The sequence below is a fragment of the Winogradskyella sp. 4-2091 genome (genome assembly GCF_045765065.1).
Taxonomy (GTDB): Bacteria; Bacteroidota; Bacteroidia; order Flavobacteriales; family Flavobacteriaceae; genus Winogradskyella.
The window spans coordinates 42,498-63,571 of sequence record NZ_JBJKOD010000004.1; the positions used below are offsets into that span (position 1 = coordinate 42,498).

Below are 21,074 nucleotides of genomic sequence, written 5' to 3' on the forward strand. Positions count from 1 at the left end.
CTTTAAAGCTAAAACCATACCAAAATACTAGTTTTATACATATTCAAAATTAGTAATATTTATAGTCTATAACCCTAAATTCGTATTAATATTATTATTTTTAAGGAAAATTAAAACTAATGGCTAAAAAACAATTATTGAACAAAAAGTCTTTGGACTTTTTAGAGAAATATTTAAATAATGCGTCACCTACAGGATATGAGTGGGAAGGACAAAAAATATGGATGGATTATCTTAAACCTTATGTAGATGAATTCATTACGGACACCTACGGTTCTGCAGTTGCAGTTGTTAATCCAAAAGCAAAATACAAAGTTGTCATCGAAGGACATGCAGATGAAATTTCTTGGTATGTTAATTATATTTCAGACAACGGATTATTGTACGTAATTAGAAATGGTGGTAGTGATCACCAAATTGCGCCAAGTAAAATTGTAAATATCCACACTAAAAACGGTATTGTTAAAGGTGTTTTTGGTTGGCCAGCGATCCATACCAGAAGTAAAGCAAAAGAACAAGCGCCAAAACCAGATAATATTTGTATTGATATTGGAGCAAAAGACAAGGACGAAGTTGAAAAAATGGGTGTTCATGTTGGTTGTGTAATTACGTATCCAGATGAATTTCATATCTTAAACAAAGACAAATTTGTTTGTCGTGCTTTAGATAATAGAATGGGTGGGTTTATGATTGCAGAAGTCGCTCGTTTACTAAAAGAAAACAAAAAGAAATTACCATTTGGTTTATACATTACTAATTCTGTACAAGAAGAAATTGGTTTACGTGGTGCCGAAATGATTACACAAACCATTAAACCAAACGTTGCTATTGTTACTGATGTAACTCATGATACAACAACACCAATGATAGACCAAAAGGTACAAGGCTATGCCGAAATTGGTAAAGGTCCTGTTGTAGCATATGCACCTGCTGTGCAACAAAAATTACGTGATTTAATAACAGAGACTGCAGAAGAGAAGAAAATACCTTTTCAACGTGCTGCTTTATCTAGAGCAACTGGTACTGATACAGACGCCTTTGCTTATAGTAATGGAGGTGTTGCCTCTGCATTAATTTCTTTACCATTACGCTATATGCATACTACTGTAGAAATGGTGCATAGAGATGATGTAGAAAATGTAATTAAATTAATATACGAAACATTATTAAAGATAGAAGACGGAGAAACATTTAGTTACTTCAAATAACTAGCCAAGCTAGCTTTAGCAGACTAATAATTTTAAAGACCTCAAAGGTTTCCGAAATCTTTGAGGTCTTCTTACAACTATGGATGAAATTATAGACATCGTTGACAAACATGGTAAACCAACTGGTAAAACAGCTTTAAAATCTAAAGCTCATGCCAATGGTTTGTATCACAACACCATTCACTTATGGTTATATACGTCTAATGGTAAAATATTATTACAACAACGGTCTCACAAGAAAGCCATTTTTCCTTTGCTTTGGGACGTATCTGTTGCAGGACATATTGACGCTGGCGAATCTTTTACTGAAGCGGCTGTACGCGAAACTAAAGAAGAAATTGGATTAGATTTAGAAACCAAAGATTTAAAACATATTGGTGTTTTTCTGCATGAATCCAGTTATGCAGAAGGTAAAATTCAAGATAATGAATTTCATCAAGTCTTTATTGCAAAATTACAGACAGACTTAAACCAACTTACTATTCAAGAAGAGGAAGTTGAAGCCGTTAAATTGGTTACTTTCAAGGCCTTTAAATCTTTATTAAATCACAGTGAAACCAATTCGCATTTTGTAACTAGTAATACAGATTATTACAAATTCATATTAAAAACTATAAAGGAAAATAATTAATAATGAATTTACTTTTACTCGCCATTGCACCAGTTTTTAGTGTCATATTATACATATATGTTCAAGACAAATATGAAAAAGAACCGAGAGGGTTACTTATTGCTAATTTTTTATTTGGCGCCATAGTTAGTGTTCTATTAGTTTTTGTAATATACTTTTTCACAGGTCGTTTAATTCCTGTTACAGATCAATTCAGTATTTGGCAACAATTTATTCAGGCATTTATAGTCGTTGCTTTAACTGAAGAATTTAGTAAATACGTTATTGTAAAATACTACACACAACCAAAAGCAGCCTTTAACGAACCATACGATGGTATCATATATGCCGTTATGGTTTCTATGGGCTTTGCCTGCACTGAAAACATAATGTACGTCATCGATGGTGGATACCAAACAGCTATTATGCGCGCTTTCACTGCCGTTCCTGCTCATGCTACTTTTGGTGTGTTGATGGGCTATTTTATGGGAAAAGCAAAATTTTCTAACAACAGATTAGTCTTAAATTTAACTGGTCTTTTATTGGCAACTCTTTTTCACGGTGCTTATGACTTCTTCTTATTCATCAATTTTATTCCAGGGATTTCTACAGGTGCATTTGTGTCTTTAATTATTGGAATTGTTTTAGCACGTAAAGCGATAAAAAAACATCAGGACGATTCTCAGTTCAAATCTTTATAGATTTCGTAAAATATCACTTAATATTTTTTTATTTTGCAGTCGATTAAGCTTTAAATTAACAATCGCGCAATAAAATCATTTTTATGTATAAGATAAAAGTCAATTCTAAACTATCTTTTGACGTATCAAAAGATAGCTTAGAAACTCTAGATGTGGTTAAAACTACTGCGAACAATTTCCATATTCTTCAAGATAGCTACACAATAAAAGCTGAAATATTAGATACTGATTTCAACAAGAAGAGCTATAATATAAAAGTTAATAACAATACTTACAATGTTACAATTCATGATGCTTTAGACCAACAAATAGAAGCTTTAGGTTTTGAGATTGGAGCCGCTAAAAAGATTAATGATGTTAAAGCACCAATGCCTGGATTAATTTTAGAAATTAACGTAAATGTTAATGATGCAGTAAAAGAAAATGAGCCTTTATTAATCCTTGAAGCCATGAAAATGGAAAATGTAATTAACTCACCTCGCGATGGTATTATTAAATCAATAAAGGTAGAAGAAGGAAATACAGTCGATAAAAATTCACTATTAATAGAATTTGAATAATATGAAAAAGATATTAGTAGCAAACAGAGGCGAAATTGCAATTCGTGTTATGCAAACAGCAAAGAAAATGGGCATCAAAACAGTTGCTGTTTTTTCTGAAGCTGATAGAAATTCGCCACACGTAAAATATGCAGATCAGGCCGTTTGTATTGGTCCTGCACCTTCAAACGAATCGTATTTACGAGGCGATAAAATTATTGAAGTTTCAAAAGCATTGCAAGTAGACGCAATTCATCCTGGTTATGGATTTTTAAGTGAAAATGCTGAGTTTGCTGAGTTGTGCGAAGCCAATAACATTATATTCATTGGTCCACGCTCTAAAGCCATACAAGTGATGGGAAGCAAATTAGCCGCTAAAGAAACGGTTAAGGCTTATGATATTCCTATGGTTCCTGGCACAGATGAAGCCATAACTGACATTGCAGAAGCAAAGAAAATTGCCAAAGACATTGGTTTTCCTATCCTTATTAAAGCTTCAGCTGGTGGTGGTGGAAAAGGTATGCGTATTGTAGAAAACGAAGCTGAATTTGAATCACAAATGGATAGAGCTATAAGTGAAGCTAAAAATGCTTTTGGCGACGGGTCTGTGTTTATAGAAAAATACGTGGCTTCTCCGAGACATATCGAAATTCAGATTATGGCAGATATGCATGGCAACGTGATTCATTTATTTGAGCGCGAATGCTCTATACAACGTCGTCACCAAAAAGTGGTTGAGGAAGCACCTTCTGCTGTTTTAACACCAGAATTAAGGGAAAAAATGGGTCAAGCAGCGATTAACGTTGCACGATCTTGTGATTATATTGGTGCTGGCACTGTAGAGTTCCTATTAGATGAAAATCTAAATTTCTACTTTTTAGAAATGAATACAAGATTGCAAGTTGAGCATCCTGTTTCAGAATGGATTGCTAATGTAGATTTAGTAGAACTTCAAATTAAAGTGGCAAGAGGCGAAAATTTAAACATTAAACAAGCCGATTTAAAAATCAATGGTCATGCGCTAGAACTTAGAGTTTATGCAGAAGATCCGATGAATGATTTTCTGCCAAGTGTCGGTAATCTTGAAGTTTACAGATTACCTGAAGGTAAAAATATAAGAGTAGATAATGGTTTTGAAGAAGGTATGGATATCCCAATTTATTATGATCCAATGTTATCTAAACTTATAACGTATGGTAAAACAAGAGAAGAAGCCATTGAGTTAATGATAAAAGCCATTGACAATTACCATATAAAAGGTGTAGAAACAACATTACCTTTTGGTCGTTTTGTTTGCGAACATGAAGCTTTTAGAAGTGGAAATTTTGATACACATTTTGTTAAAAAATACTACTCACCTAGCCTTTTAGAAGAGCAAAATCAACTTGAAGCAGAAATTGCGGCAAAAATCGCATTAAAGCATTATTTGGCTGAACAGAAAGTATTGCGAATACCAGGTTAGTTTTCAGTCGCAGTATTGAGATACAACTGTCACATCAAGCGTAGTCGAGGTGTAATTTAGGCAATTAAAAAAAAATCTTAAACTTCCGAAGCTTCGGAATAGATTGACAAAAAAAATAATACATACAGCTTTGCGCCTTTTGCGACTTAGCGAGAACAATTAAAGTATGGACAACAAAATAAAAACATTAAACGATAAATTAGCCTTAGCCAAATTAGGAGGCGGACAAGCTAGAATAGACAAACAACATCAAAAGAAAAAGTTAACAGCAAGAGAGCGTGTTATGTATCTTTTAGATGAAGGTTCATTTGAAGAAATAGGCGCTTTAGTGACACACAGAACTAAAGACTTTGGCATGGCTGACCAACAATTTTATGGTGATGGTGTTGTTACTGGTTATGGCACAGTCAATGGAAAATTAATTTATGTTTTTGCACAAGATTTTACCGTTTTTGGAGGTTCTTTATCTGAAACACATGCCGAAAAAATCTGTAAAATTATGGATATGGCTGTTAACGTTGGTGCTCCTATTATTGGACTTAACGATTCTGGAGGCGCACGAATTCAAGAAGGTGTACGTTCATTAGGTGGTTATGCAGATATATTTTACAGAAATGTTCAAGCTTCTGGTGTTATTCCTCAGATTTCTGCCATAATGGGTCCTTGTGCTGGTGGAGCCGTTTACTCACCTGCCATGACGGATTTTACACTAATGGTAGAGGACACAAGTTATATGTTTGTTACTGGGCCAAATGTTGTAAAAACAGTAACCAATGAAGAAGTGACTAGTGAAGAATTAGGAGGTGCCAGTGTGCATTCCTCAAAATCTGGTGTGGCACATAAAACATCATCTAATGATGTAGAATGTTTAGAAGACCTTAAAATGTTATTGAGCTATTTACCACAAAGTAATAAACAAAAAGCAGATGATATTCCTTTTGAACTTAAAGACGAAATTAGAGATGTATTATCATCCATAGTTCCTGAGAATCCAAATAAACCTTACGACATGCATAACGTCATTGAAGGCATTATTGATGAAAATTCTTTTTATGAAATCCATAAAAATTATGCCGAAAATATCATTGTAGGTTTTGCACGATTGGGTGGAAAAAGTGTTGGTGTAATTGCTAATCAACCTATGTTTTTAGCAGGTGTTTTAGATGTCAATAGTTCTAAAAAAGCGGCTCGATTTGTTCGTTTTTGTGATTGTTTTAATATTCCTCTTTTAGTTTTAGAAGATGTCCCTGGATTTTTGCCTGGCACTGACCAAGAGTGGAATGGTATTATTGTTAATGGTGCAAAATTATTATATGCATTTAGTGAAGCTACAGTGCCAAGAATTACCGTAATCACAAGAAAAGCTTATGGAGGGGCTTACGATGTAATGAACTCTAAACACATTGGAGCAGATATGAATTTTGCTTGGCCAAATGCTGAAATTGCTGTAATGGGTGCTAAAGGTGCTGCCGAAATCATCTTTAAGCGTGAAATTTCTAAAGCTGAAAACAAGGATGCTAAGTGGAAAGAAAAAGAAGCTGAATATGCAGAACTCTTTGCTAATCCTTACAGCGCTGCAGAACGTGGTTTTGTAGATGAAGTTATTTTACCTCAAAACACAAGACGTAAATTGATAAAGGCCTTTAGCATGTTAGAAAACAAAGAAATAGTTAAGCCTAAGCGTAAACATGGTAATATTCCTTTATAATCGATTTAAGACTGTTTTAATTAAAATAAATTTATAGTTACCATAGAGGAATTATTTATTTATCCAATAATCTTCTGTGGTAATTAATCTGACCTAAATGATATGCAAAATGTGATGATAAGTGAATTAAAAAATAACCTGTAGTCATTGGCTCTTTAAAAACTTGTAGCTCATATTCTGATTCTAATTCGTTTACTGATAATTTTTTTAACGTATTTTCAACTATAATTAAGGTGTCTTCAATTTGCAAAATCAGCTCTGATGCTGGCACATTTACCAATGAAAACTCTAAATCGCGCTGTCTTACATAGCCGGATTTCCCTAAGACGGCTCCTATAAAATGATTTAAATTACCTAATAAATGAATACATAATCTACCTGCTGAATTAGAAATAGTGCCATCTGTTATCCAAAGGTTAGTTTCATCTTTATAGAGTGAAATCTCATCGATTAACTTATTAAGGTCTCTATTGAAAAGTGTGATTAATGAATCGGTTAACATATTATAGAATTTAATTAAAATTAAGAATTATATTTTTGCCTGAAACGTGTACAAATCATAATAACGACCTTCTGCCTTTAACAACTCATCGTGTGTGCCGCGTTCTGCAATTTTACCTGCTTCAATGACTAAAATTTGATCGGCTTTTTTAATAGTACTTAATCGATGTGCTATTACTATGGTGGTTCTGTTATTGGTTAACTCCGATAAACTTTTTTGAATTAAGCTTTCACTTTCTGTATCTAAATTAGAGGTTGCTTCATCTAAAATAATAATTTTTGGATCTGCTAATATAGCTCTTGCAATAGCTATTCTTTGACGTTGCCCTCCTGATAGTTTCACACCACGTTCTCCAATTAAGGTGTCTAATCCATCATCAAACCTATCTGTAAACTCATTAACATAAGCAGCTTTTACGGCATGTTGCAATTGTGCTTCCGTTGCGTTTGGCCTAGGAAACATAATGTTCTCTTTAATAGAACCTTCAAACAAAAATTCATCTTGCAAAACCACGCCTAAGTGTTGTCTAAAACTACTCAATTTTACCTTAGACAGATCTTTTTCATCAATAGTTATAACGCCAGATTCCGGATTTAAAAATGTTGCTGACAAACCTGCAATCGTAGATTTACCAGACCCAGAACTTCCTACTAAAGCAATGACAGAACCAGATGGTGCCTCAAAATTAATATTATGAAGCACAGGTTTTCCTTCTTCATATGCAAATGACACATCATTAAATTTAATGTTTCCTTTTATGGTTTCTAATTCTATAATTCTGTCTTTTTGTTCATCTTCAGTAGCTAAACTCATTAATTCTTCGGTACGATCTAAACCTGCCAAAGCTTCCGTTAATTGACTACCAATATTACTCATCTGTACAATTGGAGCAACCATAAAGGCTAGTAAAAATGTAAATTGTAAAAAGTCTCCTGGTGTAATCTCTCCCTGAATCATGTAGTGTCCACCAATTCCCATGATGCCTGTGGTCGCTAAACCAATTAAGAACGTGGACGAACTTGTCATAATAGCCGTTGCTGTCATACTCTTCTTCACATTCTCAAAAATATTTTCTACACCTCTCTCAAACACTTTGTTTTCTTGTTCTTCGGCATTAAACGCTTTTATAACTCTAACTCCAGCTAAAGTTTCATTTAAACGACCTTTGACCTCAGCATTAATTTTTCCTCTTGCTCTAAAAATTGGTCTTATATATTTAAAGGCTTTTAAGGCAATAATTCCAAAAACAGACAAAGGAATAAATGTAAAAAGCGTCATCCACACATTCATTCGTAATAATATAATTAAGGTAATTATTGCTGTAAATGAACCACCAACCAACTGTACTAAACCAGTACCAATTAGGTTTCTTACACCTTCTACATCTGTCATTATTCTAGAAACTAAGGCACCAGATTTTGTGTTATCAAAAAAGCTAATGGGTAATGACAAGACCTTTTTTTGAACTTGTGCTCTCAATTCACTTATTAAATATTGCGCTTGAATACTTAATACTTTAGTTAACAAAAAAGACGTAATAGCTTGAACTAAAATTGCTGCTATTACGATACCTATTAAAATATATAACTGATCGTAGTTTTTATTTGGCACTACCTCATCCAATAAAACTTTACTTTCTAAGGGTAAAACAAAACCTGCTAAACTCCGAATAATTATAAGCACCAAGCCCAACAACACCAATTTACGTCTTGGCCAAATAATTGTTTTAAAGGCTGTTTTTAAGGTAACTTTAGGTTTCTCTGTATTTGTATTCTTAGGAGATTCTTTAAAATGCTTCATGTAGTGCTAAACTTTATACAAATATAAGCGGTTGCAAACGGAAATGAAATGAATAAAAAATCATTCGGCATTTAATTCATTGGTATTTTAAACACTTCATATTAATAAATCATTATTATGTTAAAGTGAATCTAATTTAGGGTTTAAATAAATTACTTTTGCGCCATGCAAAATGAAAACCGATCTCAGTTAGAATTTGTGGTACTAATGGCAGCATTAATGTCCATTGTTGCCTTGTCAATTGATGCCGTTCTACCTGCTTTACCTAAGATTGGAAACTATTTGGGTAGTGCAAATGAAACTGAGAACCAAAAACTAATTTTTACCATATTTCTAGGCTTAGGTTTTGGACAATTAATTTTTGGACCATTGTCAGATAGTTTTGGTCGTAAACCTATGGTTTACGTTGGGTTTGGGATATTTATTGTGGCTTCCATTATCTGTATCACAACAAGAAATTTTGAAATGATGCTTTTTGGACGTGTTTTACAAGGCATTGGATTGTCTTCACCCAGAACCATGAGTGTTGCTATTGTTAGAGATTCTTACAGTGGTGATCATATGGCTAAAATTCTTTCTGTGGTTACAATGACGTTTATCTTGGTTCCTGTTATAGCACCTATGTTGGGTCAGTTTTTATTAAATAATTTTGGATGGGAATCTATATTCAACGTTAACCTAGCATTTGGTTCTTTAATAATGTTATGGTTTTGGAAACGTCAACCAGAAACATTACATGACAAATACAGAAAAACATTTCGATGGTCTATTTTTAAAACAGGATCGCAGACCTTTTTCAAAATAAAATCAGCAATAATTTACACCTTTCTTTCTGGTTTAATCATGGGATCTTTTATGGTGTATTTGGGAACTGCGCAACAAATTTTTCAGGTACAATACGATTTAGGCGATTACTTCCCATACATATTTGCCAGTTTAGCGATTACTATTGGTTTAGCTACTTTTTTAAATAGTGCTATTGTAATGCGCTTTGGTATGTGGAATTTAGTAAATATCGCTTTATTAGCTTTTACGCTAATTTCATTGATTTATGTTGTTTTATTTTGGTCTGGGATCAATCCAAGTATAGAGATCTTAATTCTCTTCTTAATTCTTCAGTTTACAAGTGTGGCGTTCTTATTTGGTAATTACAGAGCTTTAGCAATGCAACCGTTAGGACATATTGCTGGTATTGGATCTGCGCTAAACGGTTTTATTTCTACCATAATGGCTGTACCTATTGCATATTACATTGGTACTTTTATAACAACATCTGTATTACCGTTGTTTATGGGATTTTTAATAACCGGTTTAATTGGAATATTATTATTTTATAGTGTTAAAAAACCAATTAGAGAATAAGCTTAAAAAATCTCTAAACTCCCTTTACCTTCTCTTACAATAATTGGTTCGTCTTCAGATAAATCTACTATTGTAGAAGCTTCGTTATCACCATAACCTCCATCAATAACAACATCTACTAATTTATCCCATTTTTCTATAATTAATTCGGGATCAGTGGTATATTCTAACACATCATCATCATCTCTAATTGATGTAGATACAATTGGGTTACCCAATGCTGAGACTAATGCTAAGGCTATTGAATTATCTGGCACTCTAATACCTACTGTTTTTCGTTTTTTAAAAGGATTTGGTAGATTTTTAGAACCAGGAAGAATAAACGTATATGGTCCTGGCAAAGCACGTTTTAGAATTTTAAACGTTGTAGTATCAATTTGTTTTACGTAATCACTGAGATTGCTTAAGTCCTCACAAACAAATGAAAAATTCGACTTTTCTAATTTAACACCTTTAATTCTGGCTATTTTTTCTAATGCTTTTATATTGGTAATATCACAACCTAAACCATAAACTGTATCTGTAGGATATATAATTAATCCGCCATTTTTAAGGACTTTTATAATTCTTTGAATTGCCTTAGGATTAGGATTTTCGGGATATATTTTAATAAATTCAGCCATAATAAGTATCTTTCCAATACGTTTACAAAGTAACTATATTTTTCAATACGAATCACTCATGAAACATTTAAAGTTCGTTTTCCTAATTTTAATCTCAATTTCAACATCTATTGCTTGTGATTCTAACGGCTCTGATGACGAAGAACCAGAAGTTTTAAATCCTTTAGAAGCACACACAGCACTCAATGTCTCTTATGGTAGTGATAGTGACCAAGTTTTTGACTTGTATTTACCTGCGAACAGATCAAGTAGTACTAAAACCATTATTCTAGTACATGGTGGCGGATGGTCTTCTGGAGATAAAGAAGACATGGATGACTTTAAAGATTTTATATTAGACCAAATGCCTAGTTATGCTGTGGTTAACATGAATTATAGATTGGCTGACCAGACTAATGAAGCTTACCCAATGCAAATCAATGATATTACAAGCGTTGTAGAGTTTATTGGAGAAAATGAAGATTATTACACTATATCAGACGACATTGGTTTTGTTGGTGCGAGTGCAGGTGCTCATTTATCATTACTTTGGAGTTATGGTTTTGATTCTGCCAACCAAACCGAAATGGTATGCAGTGTTGTAGGACCAACCAATTTTACTGATCCTGCTTATTTAGATAACACCAACCCTATTCTACAGGCTTTATTAAATAATTTAGGCATTGATACTTCAACAGCATACTTAGAGGAAATAAGCCCTTACCATAGAGTAACAATATCAGCACCACCAACTATTTTATTTTATGGTGGTGAAGATCCTTTAGTACCAACTACGCAAGGTACAGATATGCAAAGCAAACTTGCTGAACTCAATGTTACGCATGAATTTACATTATATCCTAATGAAGGCCATGGTTGGGTTGGACTGAATTTGCTAGATACATCAGTAAAACTAAAGGCTTTTATTGAAACCCATTTATAATTACCACTTTCGTCGGTTTACGGCTAATAATGTTAAAAAATTGAAAAACTGTAACATTTTAGAACATTAACAGTCTATTATACATGCATCAATCAATCAAAATCATCCTAGTCTTTTTAATTTCAACTAAGCTTTTTGCTACCGAAATTAAACCTCCGATCATTTTTACTAAAGCTGAAGTTGTAAACGCTTCAACCACTCGTATTCCATTTAAAATCATAGATCAACTCATTGTCGTTGAAGTAGAATTACTAGATAAAGAAGGTAATTTTATTATTGATACAGGTTCCGAAACCCTAATTTTAAATAGTGTTCACTTTAATTCCTCTAAACCCAACGTACAAGACGGAAAGCAAAGAAGTGGTGTACACAGTGATATAGAAAATGTAAAGGCTAAATTTCTAGATAAAATGAGTTTAGAAAACTTTAGTTTAGAAAAATTAAAAGCCGATGTCATAGATCTATCGCATATTGAAAAAATTAAAAAAATAGAAGTATTAGGTATTATAGGCTATAGTATTTTGAAGGATTTTGAAATATTTATAGATATGCACCTTAATCAAATTACCTTAACTAAAACTGATAAACAAGGAAATCGATTATCGGAAAAGGTATATGCAGAGACCATACATGATAGCATCGATTTTAAATTAAAGAATCACACCATTATTGTAAATGCATTCATTGAAAACGAAAAAGTTCTATTCGGAATAGATACTGGTGCAGAGTATAATCAATTGAATAAAAACTTAGATTCAGAAATTTTAGACTACTTTTATCCTAGCAAAGAACTAAAGCTTACTGGTGCTAGTGGTAAGAAAATGACAGTTATGGCAGGAAATTTGTATAGAGTTAAATTGAACGACTCAATTTACTTTGGCCCAATGAAAACTGTCCTTACTAATTTAAAAAAAATGAATAGTGCATTTAGCACTAATCTCGATGGTATATTAGGCTTTGAATTTTTCGCTCAACAACGTACAATTATTAATTACAAAAAAAAGAAACTCTATTTTATTAAGTTTCCTATTATTGAGCCTTGAAAATAAAATCAAAATATCTATTTTTTCTAATCTTTTCATTATTATTCGCCTTTAAAACAATTGCTCAAAGTAAAACTATTAAGGGTTTTGATATAAAAGGAAAAGAAATAACCTTCCTATTTAATGTCAACGATTATCCTAATATTAAAAATAACGTTGAAAAAATTGATGATGTCTTTGTCTCAGGAGAATTTAATAATTGGGCATTAGATCAATGGCCAATGACTCAGGTAAATGATTCTATTTACCAATTAAAAAAAGACCTCTCTATATTTACTTCAGATTTTGGTTGGGAATTTAAATTCATTGTGAATAGTAAACATTGGGCAGAACCAACTAGTGATGTTGAAAACAGTGTTACTGCTGTAGACTACAATGGCTATTCTTTAATGGTGTATAATCTAAAATTTTACAGCGCCTTTGCAACAGATTATGGAAACGTGAGTTTTAAACTTAAAGGCTACAAGGACGCTAAAAAAGTTATTTTAAGTGGAACCTTTAATCGTTGGGATGAAACCGGTTTTGTAATGAAACCAACAGATGATGGTTGGATGGTAACATTACAACTAAATCCAGACATCTATGAATATAAATTTATTATAGATGCCAATTGGATTGAAGACCCACAGAATCCATCAAAAAAAGTAAACGAGTTCAATGGCTATAATTCTGTTATTGATGTACAGAAAAACGTAACCTTTAAACTCTGCGATTTTGAAGATGCAAATACAGTAATCTTAAGTGGCGATTTTAACAATTGGTCTGAGAATGATTACGTAATGACCAAAACTGAAAATTGCTGGACCTATACCAAAAGACTATCTGGTGGTAAACACCATTATAAGTTTATTGTTGATGGAAAATGGTTTACTGATCCTCACAATTCTGTTAAAGAGTACGATGGTGAAGGAAACATTAATTCGGTCTGTATGGTAAAGTAAAATTACCCTCTCATTATTTGAAGCTTAGCAAAACGCAACAATAATTTTTTAGTATCGCCTTTCTGAAATTTAATTTCGGCTTTTGCGTCTGCACCTTTACCTTCTAATTTAATCACTTCTCCTCTACCAAAACGTTGATGATTAACTTTACTACCAACTTCTAAACTTGTATTTGTAGCGTCAGTACTACTGTCTGCTTTACTTACTGGCACCATTTTCTTGGGTGCACTAATTTCAAAATTCTCTGGCTTCGCTTTTATCTTCTTTTTTGGCATTTTTGCAGTTTTAGGTTTTGCAAATCTTACTTTATTAGGCTCTATATCTCCAAATATAGTAGCATCTAACATAGGATTAAATCGTTCTTTTAAAGGTGTTGTTATGTTTACAAACTCATCATCTATCTCTTCAATAAATCGGCTTGGTTCTGCATCTATTAATTTTCCCCAACGGTATCTAGATAATGTATATGTTAAATAGGCTTGTTTTTCTGCTCTGGTTAAGGCAACATAAAATAATCTTCGTTCTTCTTCTAGCTCACTTCTGGTATTCATACTCATGGCACTCGGAAATAAATCTTCCTCCATACCAACAATAAAAACATGCCCAAACTCTAACCCTTTCGCTAAGTGAATTGTCATTAAAGCTACATGGTTAGGATCGCCTTTATCGCCATCTAAATCTGTAGCTAAGGCAACATCTTCTAAAAATTCTGCTAAAGAATCACCAGCATCAGCTAATTCCATTTGACCTTCAACAAAATCTTTTATACCATTGAGTAACTCCTGAACGTTATCTAGTTTTGTTACACCTTCTGGTGTACCATCTTTTCCAAGCTCTCTAATTAAACCACTAGTCTTGGTTACGTGTTCTGACAAATCAAAGGCATTCGCTGTTTGATTCATTACTTTATAACTCTCAATAAGCGTTACAAAATCTCTTAATTTGCCTTTAGTTCCATTATTGATGTTGATATTTACTGAATCAATATCCTTAATAAGATCATATATTGTTTTACCAGTTGCATTAGCTGCAACAATTAAACGATCTACTGTGGTTTGTCCAATACCTCTTGCAGGATAATTAATAACACGTTTTAATGCTTCTTCATCTGCTGAGTTAAGTATTAGACGTAAATATGCTGTAACATCTTTTATCTCTTTGCGCTGGTAAAATGATAAACCTCCATAAATTCGGTAAGGAATATCTCGTTTTCTTAAAGCATCTTCAATCGCTCTAGACTGTGCATTAGTACGATATAGAACTGCAAAATCACTATTATGAAGTTGCTCGTTCATTTTAGTTTCCCAAATAGTACTTGCTACATAACGCCCTTCATCACCATCAGTCAATGCTCTATGTACAATGACCTTTTCACCAACATCATTGGCTGTCCAAACTATTTTATCAAGTTTTGTTTTATTATGTTCAATTACTGAGTTTGCAGCACCAACAATATTTTTTGTAGAACGGTAATTTTGTTCTAGACGATACATTTTTACATTATCGTAATCCTTTTGGAAATTTAAAATATTATTGATGTTCGCGCCACGGAACGCATAGATACTTTGAGCATCATCACCTACAACACAAATGTTTTGAAAACGATCTGCTAAAGCACGTACTATTAAATATTGAGAGTGGTTTGTATCTTGGTACTCATCTACCAGAATATAACGAAACTTGTTTTGGTACTGCGCTAAAACATTTGGAAAACGCGTTAAAAGCTCATTGGTTCTTAATAATAAATCATCAAAATCCATTGCACCAGCTTTAAAGCATCGATCCACATATTCCTTATAAATTTCACCCATTTTTGGTCGTCTTGCCATAGCATCAGCTTCCATTAATTCAGGATTGCGATAATAGGCTTTAACCGTAATTAAACTGTTTTTGTATGAAGAAATTCTACTATAAACCTGCTTTGTTTTGTAAATATCCTTATCAAGTCCCATTTCTTTAATAATAGAACCCATCAACTTTTGAGAATCTTGTGTGTCGTATATAGTGAAGTTACTAGGAAAGCCTAAATGATGACCCTCAAATCGTAAAATCTTAGCAAAAACAGAGTGAAAAGTACCCATCCAAAGGTTCTTTGCTTCGCCATCACCAACAATATCAGCAATACGTCCTTTCATTTCTTTTGCGGCCTTATTTGTAAACGTTAAGGCTAAAATATTGAACGAATCAATGCCTTTGCTCATTAAGTAAGCAATACGAAAGGTTAAAACACGTGTTTTTCCAGAACCTGCACCAGCAATTATTATCATAGGTCCATCGACCTGAATTGTGGGTTCTAGTTGTGCCTCATTAAGTTGACTGAGATATTTTTCCAAGCTTGTTTTTTTGAAGCTGTAAATTTACGGATAGTCTTATTCTTATCCGAATTGAAACACTACAAATATTAAAACAATATTATAAAATTGTAAGATAATTAGTTTTCCTTAGTCCCATCACCAGTCATTGCATCTAATAATCCTTGTCTAACATTTAACCAAACAAAATTAAATACAGATTTCGTTTTGTCTCTTTCTACCGTTTCATCTAATCCATATCTATAAATATTACCTTCGTCTCTACTATTGTCTTTTACAATTAAATTTACCAAGTTTGACAAAAATTTATTTCTCTCTTTTCCATTTTTCTTCAAAATAACAACCTCAAAATCATCATATTTCATTTTTAAGTTAACACGCGAACTCTCTTTATTTCCACTAATTGTAAAATAAGTTTGCGCTAATGCGCCATTTAAATCTACATTAAGATTAGATTTTGAAAATTGATCTAATTGGTTCACTTCAAATACACCTAAATCTGCTTTAAACTCAAATTCATCTGATTCATTAGCCACAACAAAATTCCAATCTACTTTTAGAATTGAATTTTCCATAAATGTTGTATTGATTTCAATTTCCGTTGGCTGATTTGCGTTAATATTACTCACATTAGTTAATATGACTTCCATATTTGAAAAATCTAATCGACCTGCCGGATTTTCCATGTTCACTTTCTCTAAATAAGAGATCTTTCCGTTATCAATGTTTATTTGTTTCAAATCTAACTGAAAATCAAGATCACGTAGAATTGAAGCATAAAATGGTTTATGGGTTATATCATCTGCGACTAACTTATCTCTATAAATTTCGGCCTCAGGTGTGTTTAATTTTATATGATCTGAAATTAAATAAAAGGCATCATTTTCATTAAACCCATAATCTAAACCTACGAAGTCAATTTCTTTTATGGATAAGTCAAAGTGATCTCGTTCAGTTTTTAAAATTCTAGAATATTCCGTTTTACCATATTTAGTTTTAATACTTAAGCTTTCTATGTCTATACTATTATTTGAAAATTTAAATAAACTTGCAGTTAAGATTTCAAAATCACTTATGGCATACATCAGGTCATTAGCTTCTAAACTGAAGTCGCTATACTTAATTTGATTTTTTAAACCTTCTACGTGAGGATTTAATTCTAAATCATTTAAGTTAATCTTTAAAACAGGTACACTCACAATTATAGAATCTGTCTTGTAATCTGAGATAAGCACATTAGAATCATTGATGAGAATTTCATTTACACCTATGACTTGCTTAATGTTTTCTATAAAACTAGCCTGATATGAATCGTTTTTAACAACTGAATTGTGCTTATAATTAGCAATGAGTTGGTTAACAAAAATTTGATTAATGTCAATTTTATCATTAACTAAAAATTCCCAATAGCTTAGGTCATTCAATTCAATAGTTTTAGTTTTCGCATCAAGAATAATTTCGTTTGTATTTTTTCCTTTGACTTCTATTTTTGGCATAGTGACCTCTATATTACCCAACCAAATATTAGTATCTATAGACTTATAGTCAACCAGAACAGAATCAGGTAAATTAGCAATGGCCTTGGAGATTTTTTGCTCTAATACCATATTCAGTATAAAAGATAAGAGGATTGACACTAAGACTATTGTTGCAATAATAATTCCTGGTTTTTTATATTTTTTGGTCATAGTTTGATGCATAAATTTTCAGAATCTGTAAAATAAATTAACTTTACAAGTTGAAGCATCAAGATACGTTAATACACGTATTGGTTTTAACTTCAAACAAGTTATTCTTAACTCAAAAAAATCAATTGAAATGGATATCGATAAAATAATAGAGCTTATTTTTAGTATTGCACCTGCTTTAATTGTTGGTGCTATTGCATATTACTTTTTTAAGATGCATACTGACAATGAAAATAATAGAAGAAACTTTCTATTGCAAAAAGATTTACAGAAAGAAACCTTTCCATTACGTTTACAAGCCTATGAACGTATGGCACTTTTTTTAGAACGTGTTGCACCTTCTAAATTGCTTACAAGGGTTAACCCAACATCCTCAAATAAAGAAGATTACGAAGCATTACTTATTGCTACTATAGAACAAGAATTTGAACATAATTTATCTCAGCAAATCTATGTAAGTGACCAATGTTGGTCTATTACACAAGCGGCAAAAAACGCAACGATTCAACTTATAAGAAAAGCAACAATGCAAGAATCTACAGACTCTGCCACAAAGCTAAGAGAAGTTGTATTAACTGATTTAATGGATAAGCCTGCGCCAAGTGGTGCCGCATTAGCTTTCATTAAACAAGAGGTTAGTGAGATGTGGTAATTTTTTGAGATTACTAAACCTTATAGATTGTTGGAATATTAGAACTTCGTTAAAACGATTTACATAGAAACTATTTATCGTGACGTTTCTCAGCGTATTCATAACCTTCTCGCCACCATTTTTCCATAAGTCGTTTGCTAAAGATTAATGAATTTTCAGTGAGAGTTGTAGGAGTGTAATAGAGATTCAATTTTACATTTCTATGCTTTGCAGCCAACTTACCTATTATTATATCATTTTTCTCTACCTGATCTAACAGGTGACCAAAAAGGCTTATCATTAACGAAAATGGGTTTTTACCCAATACCTTTTGCTTTCCTAAAGTTTCCGCTTCTAGCACTATGGCATCAATTTCTGTTGCGCCTCTTAAAATTGCTTCTCTAATAGGAATAACACTACCTAAGCCACCATCTGCATATTCATAACCATCTACTTTGGCTAAAGACATAAAAGGAATGTAATTACATGAAATCCAAATCCAATTACAAAACTCTTCATAAGAACACTCTTGTATAGATTTATACTCCACACGGTTCATTGATAAATTTGAAACAGTGACGACAACATCATGCTTTTCTTTTCTAATTTTTAAATATTCCTCATAGGTTACATTTTTTCTAATGTGTTTTCTTAAGGCTTTACTCTCTCCGAACGTTCGCTTTCGCCTAATAAATTGCCATAACGAATTAATAAAATCTATTGAAACATACTCTCTATCGCCTTTTTTACGTTGCACGAATGGACTTATACTAAAAATATCAGTCTGCTGTACATTTGTAAAAATATCATAAAGCTTACCTATTTCATTTACCGCTAGATGTGGCACCAACAAACTACCTGTTGAAGTCCCTAAAAACATATCGTAATTATGTTTTTCGCGTTCCATTAAATACTGTGCAACACCACCAGCAAATGCACCTTTACTTCCTCCTCCAGATATGACTAATGCTCGCATTAATTTTTGTTTTCTTCTATTTTTTTAATTAAATCTTTTGCAAACTTAACCATTCTCCAGTTATGATGCGATTTCGCTTTTTCTAATTCAGAAATACAGTCTTCGTCACAAGATTTCATTAAGTAAAGGTAATTAAATGCGCTCATTCTTAATTCTGCATTATATTTTTCTCCAGTATATTGTTTTAATTCATTAAAGAGTTCATATTTATTATCGGCTTCGTAGAATGGCGTGTTTAAATTTAAAACTATCCATAATAGACGTACATTTTTATCGCTAAAACCAACAACATCTCTCGTTTTAGATAAGTATTTAGCACGATCTGCCGGAAAACTAGTCCAAAGATTATACAATGCACTTTCTATAGTAACATACGATTTATCGTCTAACAATTTCTCATACTCTGATTTTAAAGCTAAAGGAATTTTTGTTACATGTTGCGCAATCGCCTGTCTTACTTTCAAACCGTTTTTAAAGGTATCTGCTGTTACTAAGTCTGGTACTTGAGAAATAATCTTAGCTTTAGCTTCATCTGAGATATAGTACTTAAGTTGCTCTGCACATTTAGAAGACTGCGCTTCGCAATCTACTATTGCATATTCATTCACAAACACAGATTGCTTTTTTAGAATTTCAAACGCCTGTTCGTATGGAAAATCTTTATTTACAATCCAATAATTCACAAAGCTGGTTAACGATTTACCATAAACTTTTTGGACTTCAGCGATAAAATCTTTGGTTTCTACATTGCCAAACTGATACTTTGTTAGATAGTTTTTTACTGCTTTTTTAAACACAGCATCACCGACTTTATCTTTCAAAGCATGCAACACAAAAGCACCTCTTTGGTAAAAGGTTAAACTACTGGCTTTCTCGTCTAGTAATGACGTGCCATTACCAGTTAAATCTTGCCGACTTAAATCGAGTACGTTTTCTAATAATTTAAAATAAAAATAGTCATCACCAAAAATATCGCGTTCGGCTAAAAGTGCGTAATACGTTGCAAAACCTTCTTGCAACCAATGATGTTTACCAGATTTTGCTGTTACCAAATCTCCAAACCATTGATGTGCTAACTCATGTGCATTAACATTGACATAATTTTTATCATTAAACCCAATAGAATCGACTACAAATGCATCTGAAAAAATGGTTAGACTTGTGTTTTCCATACCTGAATATAAAAAATCGTGAACAGGAACTTGTTTATAATTCTGCCAAGGAAAAGGAAAACCAATTTCTTCTTCTAAAAAATCGAACATCTGTTTTGAATAACGATACGTAGGTTCAAATTTTAAAGAATCTTCTGGGTAATAGTAATATTCTAATGGAATTCCGGATTTAGAAGTTTCAGTTTTCTTATCGTATTTACCAATTGCTAGTGCTACTAAGTAGCTAGACATTGGTTTTTTCATGTTATAAATCCATTCACAATAATTTTGAAAACAATCTCTTTTTAATAACCTACCATTTGAAATAAGCTCATATTTGGATTCAGAAATAAAAGACAAATCAAACTCAACTTTTTCATTAACATCATCAAAACTAGGTAACCAATTGCTTGTATATTTACCCTGTCCTTGAGTCCAAATATTACGCTCGTTTTCTCTATTTAGATAATAAAATGCTTTCTTCGGATATGCTACATATTTAAACGAAAGCCTGTAAGTACTATCCTTTGATAAAACATGCTTTATCCATATTTTTTTTGAATCATTATTAAAATTAATTACCTTACCATTAAGTAGAACATTCTCAAACTTCATATTTATTGCATCAATAAAAATGGAATCAGAATTTTTAAGCATTTTCAAGTCATAGTTAACTTTTCCTGTAACTTTTGAAGAATCAGGAACCAGAACAATTCTTGCATTCAAATTCAAAAAATCCACATAATCCGTTTGCTGAGCAAAGGAAAGGCTGCTAATAAAAACAAATAAATAGATAATAGAATTCTTCATAAATAGATATAAAACAAGAATAAGACCAAAATACAAATCTCATATAACTACAACGAAATAAAGTTAAATAATTGCAAAAAAAAGA

The 21,074-nt window shown here is 32.4% G+C and carries 18 protein-coding genes; 11 read left to right on the forward strand and 7 right to left on the reverse strand.

The features are described 5' to 3' along the window. Window positions 1–119: 119 nt before the first annotated feature. The 6 genes from ACJBCC_RS06375 to ACJBCC_RS06400 all read left to right on the forward strand — a co-directional run bounded on the left by ACJBCC_RS06375 (window position 120) and on the right by ACJBCC_RS06400 (window position 6,228). A complete protein-coding gene (locus ACJBCC_RS06375) occupies window positions 120–1,208 on the forward strand; it encodes a M42 family metallopeptidase (protein ID WP_299101137.1) in 1,089 nt (362 codons plus the stop codon). A gap of 79 nt (window positions 1,209–1,287) precedes the next feature. Beyond that, window positions 1,288–1,839, forward strand: a complete 552-nt coding sequence (locus ACJBCC_RS06380) for an NUDIX hydrolase (protein WP_407556697.1) — start codon at window positions 1,288–1,290, stop codon at window positions 1,837–1,839. Window positions 1,840–1,841: 2 nt separating this feature from the next. After that, entirely contained in the window at window positions 1,842–2,519 is a 678-nt protein-coding gene (locus ACJBCC_RS06385; RefSeq protein WP_407556698.1) for a PrsW family intramembrane metalloprotease, read from the forward strand. Between the two features lie 83 nt (window positions 2,520–2,602). Continuing rightward, window positions 2,603–3,079 carry an acetyl-CoA carboxylase biotin carboxyl carrier protein subunit gene (locus tag ACJBCC_RS06390; RefSeq protein ID WP_407556699.1) on the forward strand — a complete coding sequence of 159 codons (477 nt, stop codon included), beginning with the start codon at window positions 2,603–2,605 and terminating at the stop codon, window positions 3,077–3,079. A 1-nt stretch (window position 3,080) separates the two neighbouring features. Continuing rightward, complete coding sequence (accC, locus tag ACJBCC_RS06395; RefSeq protein ID WP_407556700.1) at window positions 3,081–4,520, forward strand: acetyl-CoA carboxylase biotin carboxylase subunit; 1,440 nt, start codon at window positions 3,081–3,083, stop codon at window positions 4,518–4,520. Between the two features lie 166 nt (window positions 4,521–4,686). Continuing rightward, complete coding sequence (locus ACJBCC_RS06400) at window positions 4,687–6,228, forward strand: acyl-CoA carboxylase subunit beta (RefSeq protein ID WP_299101127.1); 1,542 nt, start codon at window positions 4,687–4,689, stop codon at window positions 6,226–6,228. Window positions 6,229–6,283: 55 nt separating this feature from the next. On the opposite strand, the gene ACJBCC_RS06405 is transcribed toward ACJBCC_RS06400, so the two are convergent. Further along, entirely contained in the window at window positions 6,284–6,730 is a 447-nt protein-coding gene (locus ACJBCC_RS06405) for a DUF1572 family protein (RefSeq protein WP_299101125.1), read from the reverse strand. A gap of 27 nt (window positions 6,731–6,757) precedes the next feature. Beyond that, entirely contained in the window at window positions 6,758–8,530 is a 1,773-nt protein-coding gene (locus ACJBCC_RS06410; RefSeq protein WP_407556701.1) for an ABC transporter ATP-binding protein, read from the reverse strand. Between the two features lie 165 nt (window positions 8,531–8,695). Here ACJBCC_RS06410 and ACJBCC_RS06415 point away from each other — a divergent pair, with 165 nt between their 5' ends. Continuing rightward, window positions 8,696–9,892, forward strand: coding sequence for a multidrug effflux MFS transporter (locus ACJBCC_RS06415; protein WP_407556702.1), 1,197 nt, complete (start codon window positions 8,696–8,698; stop codon window positions 9,890–9,892). Window positions 9,893–9,894: 2 nt separating this feature from the next. Here the strand turns inward: ACJBCC_RS06415 and ACJBCC_RS06420 are convergent, their stop codons facing one another. Continuing rightward, window positions 9,895–10,515: an L-threonylcarbamoyladenylate synthase gene (locus ACJBCC_RS06420; RefSeq protein ID WP_299101119.1), complete on the reverse strand. Its 621-nt coding sequence runs from the start codon at window positions 10,513–10,515 to the stop codon at window positions 9,895–9,897. Between the two features lie 58 nt (window positions 10,516–10,573). Here ACJBCC_RS06420 and ACJBCC_RS06425 point away from each other — a divergent pair, with 58 nt between their 5' ends. From ACJBCC_RS06425 to ACJBCC_RS06435, 3 genes are all read left to right on the forward strand, one after another. Further along, on the forward strand, window positions 10,574–11,437 hold the full coding sequence (locus ACJBCC_RS06425; RefSeq protein WP_299101117.1) for an alpha/beta hydrolase: 864 nt from the start codon (window positions 10,574–10,576) through the stop codon (window positions 11,435–11,437). An 83-nt stretch (window positions 11,438–11,520) separates the two neighbouring features. Next, the gene (locus ACJBCC_RS06430; protein WP_407556703.1) at window positions 11,521–12,480 is read left to right on the forward strand and encodes an aspartyl protease family protein; all 960 of its coding nucleotides are present in this window, start codon (window positions 11,521–11,523) and stop codon (window positions 12,478–12,480) included. Beyond that, window positions 12,477–13,421, forward strand: a complete 945-nt coding sequence (locus ACJBCC_RS06435; RefSeq protein WP_407556704.1) for a hypothetical protein — start codon at window positions 12,477–12,479, stop codon at window positions 13,419–13,421. Before ACJBCC_RS06430 ends, ACJBCC_RS06435 begins: the two co-directional genes overlap by 4 nt. Window positions 13,422–13,423: 2 nt before the next feature. Here ACJBCC_RS06435 and ACJBCC_RS06440 read toward each other — a convergent pair whose 3' ends face one another. Together ACJBCC_RS06440 and ACJBCC_RS06445 are read right to left on the reverse strand one after the other, a co-directional pair. Continuing rightward, on the reverse strand, window positions 13,424–15,754 hold the full coding sequence (locus ACJBCC_RS06440) for an ATP-dependent helicase (protein ID WP_407556705.1): 2,331 nt from the start codon (window positions 15,752–15,754) through the stop codon (window positions 13,424–13,426). Between the two features lie 98 nt (window positions 15,755–15,852). Beyond that, the gene (locus ACJBCC_RS06445; protein ID WP_407556707.1) at window positions 15,853–17,421 is read right to left on the reverse strand and encodes a hypothetical protein; all 1,569 of its coding nucleotides are present in this window, start codon (window positions 17,419–17,421) and stop codon (window positions 15,853–15,855) included. 130 nt (window positions 17,422–17,551) lie between these two features. Between ACJBCC_RS06445 and ACJBCC_RS06450 the strand changes: the two genes are divergently transcribed. Further along, window positions 17,552–18,073 carry a hypothetical protein gene (locus ACJBCC_RS06450; protein ID WP_299101107.1) on the forward strand — a complete coding sequence of 174 codons (522 nt, stop codon included), beginning with the start codon at window positions 17,552–17,554 and terminating at the stop codon, window positions 18,071–18,073. A gap of 70 nt (window positions 18,074–18,143) precedes the next feature. On the opposite strand, the gene ACJBCC_RS06455 is transcribed toward ACJBCC_RS06450, so the two are convergent. After that, window positions 18,144–19,028: a patatin family protein gene (locus tag ACJBCC_RS06455; protein WP_173282192.1), complete on the reverse strand. Its 885-nt coding sequence runs from the start codon at window positions 19,026–19,028 to the stop codon at window positions 18,144–18,146. Next, window positions 19,028–20,989: a M1 family metallopeptidase gene (locus ACJBCC_RS06460; protein ID WP_407556708.1), complete on the reverse strand. Its 1,962-nt coding sequence runs from the start codon at window positions 20,987–20,989 to the stop codon at window positions 19,028–19,030. Before ACJBCC_RS06460 ends, ACJBCC_RS06455 begins: the two co-directional genes overlap by 1 nt. Between the last annotated feature and the right edge of the window lie 85 nt (window positions 20,990–21,074).

Coding starts and splice junctions, on each gene's coding strand:
- ACJBCC_RS06375 (WP_299101137.1), top strand. CDS start 120: ATGGCTAAAAAACAATTATTGAACAAAAAGTCTTTGGACTTTTTAGAG.
- ACJBCC_RS06380 (WP_407556697.1), top strand. CDS start 1,288: ATGGATGAAATTATAGACATCGTTGACAAACATGGTAAACCAACTGGT.
- ACJBCC_RS06385 (WP_407556698.1), top strand. CDS start 1,842: ATGAATTTACTTTTACTCGCCATTGCACCAGTTTTTAGTGTCATATTA.
- ACJBCC_RS06390 (WP_407556699.1), top strand. CDS start 2,603: ATGTATAAGATAAAAGTCAATTCTAAACTATCTTTTGACGTATCAAAA.
- accC (WP_407556700.1), top strand. CDS start 3,081: ATGAAAAAGATATTAGTAGCAAACAGAGGCGAAATTGCAATTCGTGTT.
- ACJBCC_RS06400 (WP_299101127.1), top strand. CDS start 4,687: ATGGACAACAAAATAAAAACATTAAACGATAAATTAGCCTTAGCCAAA.
- ACJBCC_RS06405 (WP_299101125.1), bottom strand. CDS start 6,730: ATGTTAACCGATTCATTAATCACACTTTTCAATAGAGACCTTAATAAG.
- ACJBCC_RS06410 (WP_407556701.1), bottom strand. CDS start 8,530: ATGAAGCATTTTAAAGAATCTCCTAAGAATACAAATACAGAGAAACCT.
- ACJBCC_RS06415 (WP_407556702.1), top strand. CDS start 8,696: ATGCAAAATGAAAACCGATCTCAGTTAGAATTTGTGGTACTAATGGCA.
- ACJBCC_RS06420 (WP_299101119.1), bottom strand. CDS start 10,515: ATGGCTGAATTTATTAAAATATATCCCGAAAATCCTAATCCTAAGGCA.
- ACJBCC_RS06425 (WP_299101117.1), top strand. CDS start 10,574: ATGAAACATTTAAAGTTCGTTTTCCTAATTTTAATCTCAATTTCAACA.
- ACJBCC_RS06430 (WP_407556703.1), top strand. CDS start 11,521: ATGCATCAATCAATCAAAATCATCCTAGTCTTTTTAATTTCAACTAAG.
- ACJBCC_RS06445 (WP_407556707.1), bottom strand. CDS start 17,421: ATGACCAAAAAATATAAAAAACCAGGAATTATTATTGCAACAATAGTC.
- ACJBCC_RS06450 (WP_299101107.1), top strand. CDS start 17,552: ATGGATATCGATAAAATAATAGAGCTTATTTTTAGTATTGCACCTGCT.
- ACJBCC_RS06455 (WP_173282192.1), bottom strand. CDS start 19,028: ATGCGAGCATTAGTCATATCTGGAGGAGGAAGTAAAGGTGCATTTGCT.
- ACJBCC_RS06460 (WP_407556708.1), bottom strand. CDS start 20,989: ATGAAGAATTCTATTATCTATTTATTTGTTTTTATTAGCAGCCTTTCC.